Raw genomic sequence first — 11,998 nt, forward strand, 5'->3', positions numbered from 1 at the left:
GGAACAAATGTGAGAGCTGGCCTGAATGTACTTGTCGTCTCGGATACGCACGGCCTGCTGGCCTTGGCACAGCAGGCTGATGTCGTACTGCACGCGGGCGATGTGGGGAAGCCAGAGATTCTGGCCGCTTTACAGGAAGCCACGCCGGGAGAAGTACACGCCATACGCGGCAACGTAGACCGCGCTGCGCCGCTGAATGCGCTGCCCGAGACTCTGCTGCTGGAACTGGGCGGCGTGTGGGTTTACCTCTTGCACGACCTGAATGGGTTTGACCTTGTGCCGGAAGTGGCGGGCGTACAAGTGGTTATCAGCGGGCATACGCACCAGCCCAAGCTGGAGCAGCGGGGCGGCGTGCTGTACCTAAATCCGGGGTCGGTGGGGCCGCGCCGCTTCCGGCTGCCGGTGGCCTGTGCGTGGCTGCACATCAGAGGCGGCCAGATCACGGCAGAGCCTGTCACGCTGGAGGTTTAGGGACGCTGGCGGGGCCGGGTGCTACGCTCGCCCCATGACTGCCGCCACGCCCATGCTGACCCCCATCATCGGCACCTTGCACGCCTTGCAGGTGCCAATTCCCTATCCCATGAAGACGGTCACGGTGCTGATCGATACAGGCGGCGGCCAGAGCCCCATTACCATGATCGATACGGCACTGGACACGCCCGAAGCGCGGCAGGCCATAGAAGACGGCCTGAGCGAACTAGGGCTGCACTGGCCGGACATAGAGCGCGTCATCATCACGCACCATCACCCCGACCATTACGGCCTGGCGGGGGTTGTAGAGGAACGCAGCGGGGCGGGCGTGTTCATGCTGGACGTGGAAATCGGGCGCGGCGAGCGGTACTGGCACATGTGGGAAGACTGGCTACCGGGGCACATCAAGCATATGCAGGATCATGGCCTGCCGCCGGAACTGCTGGCGACGCTGGAGGCCGACAGTCGCCGGAGCCGCACCCGCGTTCAGCCTGCCGCCCGTGTGCAACCCCTCCGTGAAGGCCAGCACGTGACCTTGGCGGGCCAGGAGTGGGAAGTGCTGTGGCTGCCCGGACACGCCGACGGGCACCTGGGACTCTGGAACGAAACCGATTCCATTCTGATCGCTGGAGACGCCATTTTGCCGCGCATCAGCCCCAACATCGGCCTGTATGCCTACACGCGGCCCGACCCGCTGGGCGACTACCTGCAAACGCTGGGCAAGCTGGAGGCTCTGAATCCCCGGCTGGCCGTGGTGGGGCATCACGGCCCGGTGATGGACGGCGTGCAGGCCCGCGCCCGCCAACTCCGCGCCCACCACCACGAGCGGCTGGATTTTATTCGCGCCGAGGCCACCGCTGAGCCCCGTACCGCCTACGGCCTGTCATTGGCAATGTTTAACCGCGACCTGAACACCAGTGGCCGCCGTTTTGCACTGGCAGAAACGCTGGCCCACGCCGAGCATCTGCGCCTGCTGGGGCAACTGGCCCGCACCTGGCAGGATGAGGGGTGGGTATATCACGGGTGACAAACCGTTAGTGGGAAGTGGTTTGGGGTGAGTGGGCAGGGCGTCTCTGGGGCTTCGTCTAAAGATCTGAGGGAGAGCAAGCCTCTGCGCTCTCTCCCCCCGTCCCCCGAATCCCGCCCAAACCTCAGAAGGCTGACCTTTCCGGCTCTATACTCCGCGCATGACGGAACTGGGGCGCATCGTGAGCGCGTTGACGGCAACTGGACTGGCCGTGGAGACGATGGAAGACGGCGCACTGGTACAGTACGGAGAAAGCCGCGTGGCGCTGTTTACCGAAACCGACCACCGGGGCGGCGTGTTGGTGCGGCTTCACCTCGACCTCGACTTGTTTATAGAAGAAGAAAGCCTGCCCGACATTTTGATCGGCATGAACCTGATGAACCAGGGGCTGGATTATGGGGCGCTGATTCTGGACCCCGTTGAAGATGACGACGAAGACTCGCCAGTAGACGCGCCGGTGGTGGCTTTTGCCGTATTGGGCCGCGCCGTGCTGTGGCTGCCCGACTTGGGGGAAGCCGAACTAGACCGCCTGAACGAGCACCTGCGCCGCTTTGAGGCCGAGGTGACGCAAGTGGTGGAACGGACACTGCATGGGGGCAAGGGCATGAACGCCTGACAGCAGGAAGTAGCTTGTAGGAAGTGGCAACAGAGGGAAGCGGGCCAGAGACTTAAAATCTCTGGCCCCGCTCTATGTCGTATTGCCCTGCTTAGACCCTCAACCCTTAGACAGTCCTTACCGGTCTTGCAGTTTCACGTAATGCGCGTCCGTCGCGCCCGTGTAGACCGCATCTGGGCGCAGCAAACGGTTGTCTTTGGTGTACTCGTTCACGCTGGCGCACCAACCGCTGATCCGGGCCAGCGCAAAAATGGGCGTGAAGTATTCCTTGCGGATGCCGAGATCGCTGTACACGGTGCCGCTGTAAAAATCGACGTTGGGGTAGATGCCCTTCGACCCGATGCGCTCCACGACCGTTTTCTCGATGGTTTCGAGAATCTGGTAGTAGGTGCTTTTGCCTTCTTTGTTCGCCACATGCTCGGCGTAGTCGCGCAGCACGCGGGAACGGGGATCGAAGTACTTGTAGACGCGGTGGCCCACGCCCATGATCTTCTCTTTGCGGTCAAGCTTGCCATTGATGTAGGCGGCGGCCTTGTCGGGCGTGCCCACTTCGTCCAGCATATCCATCACGGCTTCGTTGGCCCCGCCGTGCAGTGGCCCCTTCAGCGCGCCGATGGCCGACACGATGCAGGAGTAGGTATCGCTGAGGGTAGAGGACGTGGCGATGGCCGTAAAGGTGCTGGCGTTCATGCCGTGATCAGCGTGCAGCACGAGCGCGATGTCGAACAAGCGGGCCTGTTCGGGCGTCGGCTCTTTGCCCGTCAGCATGTAAAGGAAGTTGGCGGCGTGCGTCAGATCCATGCGCGGCGCGACGATGGGCTGACCCTCGCGGGTGCGGGCGCTGGCGGCGATGATGGTGGACATCTGGGCAATCAGGCGCAAGCTGATGGCGTAGCGGCCTTCCGGCGTAGTGTCCTCGGCCTGCGGGTCAAACAGCGCGAGGTAGCTGACCGCCGTGCGGAGCGTCTGCATCGGGTGGGCGTGCTTGGGAAAAGTGGCGATTTCTTCGACCAGTTTTTCGGGCAGGGCGCGGTTGGCCCGCAAGTCGGCGTCAAACTTCGCCAGCTCTGCCGCGTTGGGCAAGCGGGCGTGGAGCAAGGCAAAACTCAGTTCCTCGAAGGTACTGTTTTCGGCCCACTCCTGAATGGGAATGCCCAAATGGGTGAGGATGCCCTCGGTTCCGTTGATAAAGGTCAGCTTGCTCTCGGTGAAGAGGACGCCTTCCAGCCCCTTGGCGATATCTGTCATGTTGCGCCTAACATACCACCGGTCAGGGCAGGGGCGGTTCAGAAGCCCGTCAGAAAGCCTGAGCGTTCCTGCTGTGGTGACAACACGAAGCAAAAGAATGGGGCCAATCCGGGGTGGACTGGCCCTGTTTGTTGGCGGTGGAAGTTGTAGATGCTTGTCTAAGGGTTTAAGGAAAGGCAAGTGCTTAAATCGGAATCTGTTCTTAGACCCTTCGCCTCTTGACCCACCTTACTCGCGGGCCACCAGAATCACCGCGCATCCGTCATGATCCGCCGTCGTTTCGGTGGCGGTGTCGATCTTGCCCTTGAAGTCTATGTAGCCCTTCTTCTTGAAGACGGTGTTGGCGGTCAGTTTGTCGGCAAAGTCTTCGCGGGCGATCATGAAGTTGTTGAAGGGATGGCCCGGATTCGGAAACAGGCGGAAGTCTTCGCCACTGACCGCGCCGATGAACACGTAGCCGCCACTGGTCTTGACGGGGCCGAACATGCGCCCGTGATTGTTGCTCTGCCACCAGTTACCGTCGCTGAAGGCTTCGCCGTCGCCCTGAGGATACTGGGCATACAGGCGGCCATTCAGGTAACCAGAATATCCGGTGCTGTGGCCGTTTTTGGGGCCGTAGCCTGCCTTGTTCATGCTGTCCAGCATCCGGGCAGTGGCTGCTTCGGGTGTGGCAGCAAATTTGTCGATCAAGATCACGTTCACGGGTTCGCGCAGGGTACGGCCCTTGTACTTTTCACCCAGCCACGTCGCGTTTTTCAGGTCTTTGGTGATCATCCACAGGCCCATATCGCCCACGTCGTCTATACCCTTAAAGATTTCACCGGGGGCAGGCGCAAAGGTGGCGCGGTCAGGAAGGGGGCCGCTGCTCTGGGCAGGCGCACAGGCATTCATCAAAAGGGCGGCGGAGAACAGGGCAGCGGCGGTCAGGGCAAAGGGAGAACGGTTGCTGGGCATAGGCATTCCTTGTTAAATGACACTTAAGTTGAGCCTGGATTGAATGCGCAGACGGTCACTGGAAATCAGCAAAAGTCTGGTCGTTCTGACGGACAGGAGAACGTAAAATTCTTCACGACCACTGCGCTTAGTTTACTGCACAGAAGGCTATTTATTTCCCTTCTGGCACGAACTGTGAGAGCCGTTCCCACTGGGGGACACTCGCACTTGGTTTGAGGGGGCGCAGGCGGCATGCTGTAGCAGGAGCAAACACACCGGCTGGCAAGCCACACCGCACACGTCGCCCGCCCGGTCAGGCATCACGGTAATGCACACAGGCGCGGGTCAGAATGGGGGCAGAATGAAGATGAAAGACCGCATAACAACTCCGCTGGGGGCCGTCACGCTGCTGCTGCTGCTGGTGGCCCTCGGCCTCGGCCTGGCTTCTCCGCTGGATGTGAATCAGGGCTCGCTGGTGCGCCTGATGTTCGTGCATGTGCCCACCGCCTGGGTCAGCTACCTCGCTTACGGCGGCACGGGCCTGTTTGGGCTGCTGTACCTCATGACTCGGCAGCGCCGCTGGGACAGGCTGGCGATGGCAAGCGGAGAACTGGGCGTGCTGTTTACGGTGGCGACCATCGTGGGCGGGATGCTGTGGGCCAAGCCGACGTGGGGCACCTACTGGGTCTGGGACGCCCGCCTGACCACCACCGCCCTGAGTCTGGTCGTGTACGGCGGTTATCTGCTCATTCGCGCCATGATCGACGACCCCGAACGCCGCGCCCGCGTGTCGGCAGTGGTGGGCATCGTGGGCACGCTCTACATCCCGATTAACTACATGGCGGTGGAATGGTGGCGCGGCGTACACCAGACACAAACGCTGAAGCTGCTGGGCAAGGTGCGCTTTGACGCGGCTCCGGTGTATGGCTGGGTTTTGCTGGTGGCTACGGTCGCTTTTACGCTGCTGTACCTTTACCTGCTGCGGGTGCGTGGGATTCTGGCGGCCCGCGACGAAGCCCGCGAGGAACGCGAACTGATGAACGATCTACAAGGTGACGTGAGCGGCCTGACGACGCAAGCTGCCGGACGGAGCGCCCAACATGGATAAGTATTCGGTGTACGTGATCGTGGTGTATGTGGTGACGCTGGTGCTGCTGGGCGCGTATCTGGGCTGGCTGTGGCTGCGGTTGCGGGCCAGCACAGACGAGCCGGAGCTGAGTGCCGAGGCCGTACCCAGCCGCAACGCAGGCCAGAGGCGCTGACCATGAGCCTGCCTTCCTCTCCCCCGCCCTCGTCACCGCTGCCGCCTGCCCGCCGCCGCAAGCGCAGCCCGTTGCCTGTGGTGCTGGGCGTAACCGCACTGGTGGGCCTCACGGCTTTTATCGCCTTTGGGAATCTGGGCAAAAGCCTGGAATATTTTGTGACGCCCAGCGAGTACTTGCAGCAACGCGCCGAACTGGAAGGCCGCCCGATCCGCATCGGCGGGCTGGTGAAGGCCGTGCAGTACAACCCCCAAACGCTGGATCTGAAATTCAATGTCAGCGACGGCGGGGCCAGCTTTCCCGTGACCTACACCGGCGCGGTCAGCGACCTGTTCAAGGAAAATCAGGGCGTGGTGGTGCGCGGCCAGTTCACCGGAAACACCTTCGAGGCGCGTGAATTGGTCGTCAAGCACAGCGAGGAATACAACGTTCCCAAAACGCAAGCCGAACTTAAAGACCTCCTGCAACGCTCCGAATAATACGGACTCCGTTCCATTCCGCCACAACTGGGACTGCACCGCTTGCGCTCCATCGTCGTGAACGGACTCGCATGAGCAAGCCACTCTTCCATATCGCGTAGCTCGTATTTTTTCCTAGTCGCTCTACTCGGATTCAAAGCCCAAATATGGGGTTTTGAATTGGAATCCGAATAAGAACCCAACCGTGAGGGCCAACTGCCGATGCTGAATTTGATCTCCTTTCAATCGAGTGCGCTGGGGGCACTGGGCCAACTGGCGCTGCTGGCCGCACTCGCCTTTACGCTGGCGGGCACGTGGCTGGCGGTACTGGGCGGTATCCGGGCCGATGCGCGGGCCACCGAAGCGGCGCGGCGGTCTACCTGGGCCGTGTTCGCGCTGGTGTCATTGGCCATTATGGTGCTGCTCACGGCCCTCTTGCGCGATGACTTCTCGGTGCGCTATGTGGCCGAACACTCTATGCGGTCTTCTCCGACCTGGGTCAAAGTAACCAGTTTGTGGGGGGCGTTGGAAGGCAGCGTACTGCTGTGGGCGTGGATGCTGGCAGGCTTCACCTTTATCCTGAGTCTGACCTTGCGGCGCGATTCTTTGCGGCCCTGGGCACTGGCGGCCATGTTTGCCAGCCTGCTGTTTTTTGTGGGCGTGTGCGCGTCGGTGGCCTCTCCATTTACGCCTGTGTCCTCATTGCTGGCCGATGGGCGCGGCCCCAATCCGGCGCTGCAAAACCACTGGATGATGGCCGTGCATCCGGTCTTGCTGTACCTGGGCTTCGTGGGCCTGAGCGTGCCGTTTGCCTACGCGGTGGCCGCACTCGTCACGGGCCGCCTCAGCGATCACTGGGTCACGGTGACGCGGCGCTGGACGCTGGTGGCGTGGGTCTTCCTGACTGCTGCGATTGTGGCGGGCGGCTGGTGGAGCTACGAAACGCTGGGCTGGGGCGGTTACTGGGCCTGGGATCCGGTCGAAAATGCCAGCTTCATTCCCTGGCTGCTCACCACCGCCTTCCTGCACAGCGTTCAGATTCAGGAGCGGCGCGGGCTGATGCGCTCCTGGAACGTGTGGCTGATCGTGCTGGCCTACGCGAGTACGGTGCTGGGCACGTTCCTGAACCGCAGCGGCATCGTGCAGAGCGTTCACGCCTTCGCGGGCGGCCCGGTGGGGCCAGTGTTCCTCGGCTTCCTGGCCTTCCTGCTGATTGCCGGAATCGGGCTGGCCGCGTGGCGTGCCCCTCAACTGCGCGACGATGGAGACCCGCCTTCCGCCCTCAGCCGCGAGGGAGCCTTCCTGGCGGGTAACTGGCTGTTCGTGGTCTTTGCCGTGATGGTGCTGGTGGGCACGCTGTTCCCTACATTGGTAGAGGCGGTGCAGGGCCGCCGGGACGCCAGCGTGGGGCCAGCCTTCTACAACGCATTCGCTATTCCTTTGGGCCTCGGCCTGATGCTGATGATGGGCGTGGGGCCGCTGCTGCCCTGGCGCCGGGCCGATGGACAGACCTTCTGGCGGGCGCTGCGGCCCCTCCTGATCGTGGGCGTGGGCGCGGCAGCCTTGGCTTTCGTGCTGGGTATACGCGGCGCGGGTGTACTGGCAACCATTGCGCTGTCGGCCTACAACCTGCTGGGGCTGGCGCTTCTTACGGGCCGCGCCCTGAAACAACGCCGCGAGGCCCGGCAAGTCGGCGGTTTCCCCGCTCTGGTACGCGAGCAACCCCGCCGTTACGGGGCTTACACCGCACATATCGGACTAGTGGTCATGGCGCTGGGACTGGCCTTCAGTGGCGCGTACCGGGGCGACGCTCAGGCCACCCTCAATACAGGCGCGGCCCCCAAGGCCCTCCTGCACGAGCAATTGCAACTGGTGTCCTTGCGTGAAGAACAAAAACCCTACGGAGCGAGCGCCATCGCCCGCGTGCTGATCGATGGCCGCCCCTTCGAGGCCCGCCTGAATACCTTCCGTCAGGTCCCGGGCACGCTGTTTCCCGCCCCCGCCGTGCGCTACGGGGCCATCACCGATACTTACCTGGTACTGACCAGCATAGACCCGGCAGGCAAATGGGTCAGCGTGCGCCTGATAGAGAGCCCGCTGGTGTCGTGGATCTGGTGGGGAACCCTGATCGTATGCCTCGGCGCAGGCCTGACGCTGGTGTCTCCCCGACAGGTGCAGGCGCGGCGCGTGCCGGCAGGGTTGGTCCCCGCGACGGATTAGGAATTGTTAGTGGTCAGCGCGAAAAGATTGTCTAAGGGTCCAAGAACGGCGAGGGCAACAGCCAAAGCCGTGCAGCATCAGCAAACGCCAAGTTTCACGAGTCACTTTTAGACCCTTAGACCCTGTTTGGAACGGCAATCGCTGGCGCTCACTCACCCCTTCTACTCCGTAGCTCTACGAGTCCCCGGCCCTCCCCCCTCTCCTTCGGAGCTCTGCAAGCCAAGGGAGAGGGAGCAGAACAAAGAGAACCCAATGACCCACACTCCTCCATCCAAATCCGCAACCCCTCCCGCCTGGCGGCGCTTCGTTCCGCCCCTGCTGGCGGCTTCGCTGGTGGGCGTGTTGGGCGTGGCCCTACTCAGCCCTGCCCGCAACGCCACCGACGGCGGCCCGCTGGTGGGCAAACCCGCGCCCACCTTCACTTTAGATACGCTGGACGGCTCCAGCCTCAGCCTCGCTTCTCTGAAGGGGCGGCCTGTGGTGCTGAATTTCTGGGCCTCTTGGTGCGCTCCATGCCGCGAGGAAGCGCCGCTGTTCCGGGAACTCAGTACACGCCAGACGGCAGGCACGGGCCTCGCGGTAATCGGGGTGCTGTTTCAGGAAACCAGCGAAAAAAGCGCCCGCGATTTTATCCGCGAGTACGCGCTGGCCTATCCCAATCTGCAAGACCCCGGCATCAAAACGGGCATCAATTACGGTGTCAGCGGGATTCCCGAAACGGTGTTCATCGATACGGCGGGCGTGGTGCAGCACATGGACAGAGGCGGCCTGACCCGCGAGCGGCTGAATGTGGGACTGGAAAAAATTGGGGTGGAGGGAATTTGACGCGGGCTGCGGGACAGAGGTTGCGGGATGCAGGAAGGGCGCTCGCAGTGACACTGGCTTTTACGCTGGGTGCTGCTGCCTACGCCGCCGCGCCACTCACGCCTCAGCAAGAAGCTCAGGCGCGGCAAATTGCCACCAATTTACGCTGCCCCATTTGCACAGGTGTACCCATCACCGAAAGCACCAACGACATCAGCCGCGAAATGCTGCGCGATGTGCGTGAACAGGTGGCGGCCGGGCGTTCGGCGCGGGACGTGTACGCCTACTTTTCGGCACGGTACGGAGATTTTGTGTTGCTTGATCCGCCCAAAGAAGGCACCAATTTGCTGCTGTGGGGCGCACCATTGGCAGCGCTGGGCGGCGGCGGCGCGGTGCTGTGGCTGTTCCTGCGGCGGAGGCAGGGTGCGGTGGCTCCGGCTGCACAGGCCGAGCAGAGCGCCGATGAACCTTTTGATTCCTTTCTGGCACAGGTTCGGCGCGATACAGGCCGGAGCAGTCCAGATCAAAACAGGACAGACCAAAACGAGGGCAAATCATGATCCTGAGTGTGATGCTGCTGGCCCTGATCGTGGGCGCGGCGTTGCTGCTAGTGCTGGCCCCGTTGCGGCAGGCCACCCCAGACGACCCCGACGCCCTGGAGCGCAACCGCTTGCTGGCAGAACGGGACAGGCTGTATGCAGAATTGGCCGAGTTGCACGAAGACGACCCCAAACGGCCTGACCTGGAACGCCGCGCCGCCCTGACCCTGCGCGGGCTGGACGCCCTGCCGCCCGCTGTGCAGGGCAATCCCAAGCGCACAGGCAAGCTGGCTCTCATCGGCGTGGGCGCGGTGGCGCTCCTCACGGTGGCCGGAGCCTTGACCTTTGTTCCGCGCTGGCAACTGGCCGCACTGAACGGCGATGAAGCCGAGAACGTGCAGGCCGTGCTGAAGCTGCCTGATCTGCGCCGCACTGCCGAACGCACCGGAGAGAATGCCGATTACGTGGCGTGGGGCAAAGCTGCCTTCGATTCCGCGCAATACGATCAGGCAGTGACGGCCTACGGGAACGCCTTGAGGAAAGACGCCCGCCAACCCGAGGCCCTGCGGCGACTGGGGATTTTGCTCCTGACTCGCGGCGACCAGACCGGGCAAAAAGTGAGTGACGCCGACGCCGAACGCGCCACGCTCCTGATTCGCACGGCGGCGCAGTTGGCTCCCAGAGAGGCCGAATCTCAGTTGCTCCTGGGCTTTGCGCTGGCGCGGTACGGAGAAGACAAAGCGGCATTGACGGCGCTGGAAAGCTACCGCACCCTCGACCCCAAAGGCCGCGACGCCGACGAACTGATTACGGCCATTCGCGCCCGCCAGAACGAGAGCGATCCGGCCCTGCGCGTGTACGCGGCCAGTTGCGCCAGTTGTCACGGCGCGGTGGGCGGCGGCGGCATCGGCCCCAGCCTGCGGGCCTCCAACCTCACGCGGGAAGCCCTGAAACTGGTGACGGTGCAGGGGCGCGGAGCCATGCCCGCCTACCCTGACCTGACGGAAGCGGAACTGAACGGCCTGCTGAACCTGATGGAAAAGTGGCAAAAAGAGGGCGAGTGAGCCGACTGAAAGGCCGCCGCATTTTGTCCCGCCGCGCCCTGCTGGAGCGGTGGTGGGTACTGCCCGTGGCCGGAACCGTGGGCGCGTTCGGCTATATGGGCTGGTACGGTTCCCGCGTGCTGCTGGGCAAGCGAGAGGCGGGCGTACCCCAATTCGTGGCAGGCCCGCCGCAGCGGGTGGCAATCCTGGCCGAATTGGAGCAGGAGTGGGCCGAAGTGAACTTCACTTACGACAGGCGCCCCTGTACCGTGCTGCGCGTGCCACACAGTGTCGAGGGAGGGCTGAGTGTCGGCGGGCCATCTGACGAGCAACACTACGCCGCCTATTCGCGCATTTGCACCCACTTGGGCTGCACCGTGAATCTGGTGCGAGACCCGGAAGTGCTGGCCTTCGCCTTCAATTACCGCCCGCCACCTGAAGCGAAACACCCCCAACTCGGCTGCCGCTGCCATTACAGCGTGTTCGATCCTTTGCAGGCGGGAGAAGCCGTGTTTGGCAAAGCGAACGGCCCGCTCCCCCGCGTGCGCTTAGAAGTGCGCGGCAACGACCTGTACGCCACTGGAATAGAATCTGCGCCAAAATTGGGCGAATGAACGCTCTGACCATCACCAGCGGCGACGTGCAAACCGCCTCCGAAATCTTGATGGCCTCTGCCGCTGCCCTGGCTGAGCGCGGGCAACCGCTGTGGCCGCCGCAAAGACTGACCCCCGAACGGTTGGTCCGGCATTACCCCGATTCTGGCTGGCGCGTGGCATGGCAGGATGGTCAGGCGGTAGGAACCTACGTCCTGCTGGACAAAGATGAATTGTTCTGGCCTGACGACGCGCCCGGTACGGCCCTGTATTTGCACAAATTGGCCGTGCATCCCGCTGCGCAGGGGGGCGGATTGGCGCGGTTGCTGTTGGCCGAAGCCGTCGCAGAAACGCGCCGAGTGGGGGTGCCTTTCCTCCGCCTGGATACCGCTTCAGACCGCGCCAAGTTGCGGACGCTGTACGAGCAATTCGGATTTCAGAACGTGGGGGAGCGGCAAGTTGGCGCTTACCATGTGGTTCTGTACAGCCTGGGCGTGTGAAGGGAATCGGTACAACCGGGCTCCCCCTGAACCTGTCTGACCGACACCCTTTTGCCTGGCCCCCGCCGCGCTAAACTGCTGGGCGTCGTGCCTCCCGCACGGCCATCCCACAGAGCGCCGGAGGGTTTTTTCTGCCCCGTGATGGCGCGGCAACCGGCCTTCATCACGGCATTCGGTGCCCCAACAGAAGAGGCTTTGCCGCAACGGTGCCGACGATGGCGCGGCGGCGAGCAGATGGCCCACAGGCGGCGCTGGAGCAGGGCGCATACGTTGTAGACGCGGGC

Annotated in this window: 14 protein-coding genes; 12 read left to right on the forward strand and 2 right to left on the reverse strand. The window is 63.1% G+C overall.

Features of this window, described 5'->3' with window-relative positions; translation table 11 throughout:
• Positions 1-9: 9 nt before the first annotated feature.
• From M1R55_RS00540 to M1R55_RS00550, 3 genes are all read left to right on the forward strand, one after another.
• The gene (locus tag M1R55_RS00540; RefSeq protein WP_371827128.1) at positions 10-471 is read left to right on the forward strand and encodes a metallophosphoesterase family protein; all 462 of its coding nucleotides are present in this window, start codon (positions 10-12) and stop codon (positions 469-471) included.
• A gap of 34 nt (positions 472-505) precedes the next feature.
• Positions 506-1,498 (forward strand): MBL fold metallo-hydrolase, encoded by a 993-nt coding sequence (locus M1R55_RS00545; protein WP_249392814.1) that lies wholly within the window; start codon positions 506-508, stop codon positions 1,496-1,498.
• A 160-nt stretch (positions 1,499-1,658) separates the two neighbouring features.
• Entirely contained in the window at positions 1,659-2,114 is a 456-nt protein-coding gene (locus M1R55_RS00550) for a hypothetical protein (protein WP_249392815.1), read from the forward strand.
• A 117-nt stretch (positions 2,115-2,231) separates the two neighbouring features.
• Here M1R55_RS00550 and M1R55_RS00555 read toward each other — a convergent pair whose 3' ends face one another.
• Together M1R55_RS00555 and M1R55_RS00560 are read right to left on the reverse strand one after the other, a co-directional pair.
• A complete protein-coding gene (locus M1R55_RS00555; protein ID WP_249392816.1) occupies positions 2,232-3,362 on the reverse strand; it encodes a citrate/2-methylcitrate synthase in 1,131 nt (376 codons plus the stop codon).
• A 228-nt stretch (positions 3,363-3,590) separates the two neighbouring features.
• On the reverse strand, positions 3,591-4,316 hold the full coding sequence (locus tag M1R55_RS00560; protein WP_249392817.1) for a hypothetical protein: 726 nt from the start codon (positions 4,314-4,316) through the stop codon (positions 3,591-3,593).
• Positions 4,317-4,662: 346 nt separating this feature from the next.
• Between M1R55_RS00560 and ccsA the strand changes: the two genes are divergently transcribed.
• From ccsA to M1R55_RS00605, 9 genes are all read left to right on the forward strand, one after another.
• Positions 4,663-5,403 carry a cytochrome c biogenesis protein CcsA gene (gene ccsA / locus M1R55_RS00565; RefSeq protein ID WP_249394091.1) on the forward strand — a complete coding sequence of 247 codons (741 nt, stop codon included), beginning with the start codon at positions 4,663-4,665 and terminating at the stop codon, positions 5,401-5,403.
• On the forward strand, positions 5,396-5,557 hold the full coding sequence (locus tag M1R55_RS00570) for a hypothetical protein (RefSeq protein WP_249392818.1): 162 nt from the start codon (positions 5,396-5,398) through the stop codon (positions 5,555-5,557). The genes ccsA and M1R55_RS00570 overlap by 8 nt, the downstream gene beginning before the upstream one ends.
• A gap of 2 nt (positions 5,558-5,559) precedes the next feature.
• Positions 5,560-6,036 carry a cytochrome c maturation protein CcmE gene (ccmE, locus tag M1R55_RS00575; protein ID WP_249392819.1) on the forward strand — a complete coding sequence of 159 codons (477 nt, stop codon included), beginning with the start codon at positions 5,560-5,562 and terminating at the stop codon, positions 6,034-6,036.
• Between the two features lie 201 nt (positions 6,037-6,237).
• Entirely contained in the window at positions 6,238-8,235 is a 1,998-nt protein-coding gene (locus tag M1R55_RS00580) for a heme lyase CcmF/NrfE family subunit (protein ID WP_249392820.1), read from the forward strand.
• A gap of 252 nt (positions 8,236-8,487) precedes the next feature.
• Positions 8,488-9,060: a TlpA family protein disulfide reductase gene (locus M1R55_RS00585; protein WP_249392821.1), complete on the forward strand. Its 573-nt coding sequence runs from the start codon at positions 8,488-8,490 to the stop codon at positions 9,058-9,060.
• Complete coding sequence (locus M1R55_RS00590; RefSeq protein WP_371827129.1) at positions 9,057-9,599, forward strand: cytochrome c-type biogenesis protein CcmH; 543 nt, start codon at positions 9,057-9,059, stop codon at positions 9,597-9,599. The genes M1R55_RS00585 and M1R55_RS00590 overlap by 4 nt, the downstream gene beginning before the upstream one ends.
• Positions 9,596-10,642, forward strand: a complete 1,047-nt coding sequence (locus M1R55_RS00595; RefSeq protein ID WP_249392822.1) for a c-type cytochrome — start codon at positions 9,596-9,598, stop codon at positions 10,640-10,642. The genes M1R55_RS00590 and M1R55_RS00595 overlap by 4 nt, the downstream gene beginning before the upstream one ends.
• Positions 10,639-11,235, forward strand: a complete 597-nt coding sequence (locus M1R55_RS00600) for a ubiquinol-cytochrome c reductase iron-sulfur subunit (protein WP_249392823.1) — start codon at positions 10,639-10,641, stop codon at positions 11,233-11,235. The genes M1R55_RS00595 and M1R55_RS00600 overlap by 4 nt, the downstream gene beginning before the upstream one ends.
• Positions 11,232-11,714, forward strand: a complete 483-nt coding sequence (locus M1R55_RS00605) for a GNAT family N-acetyltransferase (RefSeq protein WP_249392824.1) — start codon at positions 11,232-11,234, stop codon at positions 11,712-11,714. Before M1R55_RS00600 ends, M1R55_RS00605 begins: the two co-directional genes overlap by 4 nt.
• Positions 11,715-11,998: the final 284 nt, after the last annotated feature.

The organism is Deinococcus sp. QL22 (assembly GCF_023370075.1).
Classification (GTDB): domain Bacteria; phylum Deinococcota; class Deinococci; order Deinococcales; family Deinococcaceae; genus Deinococcus.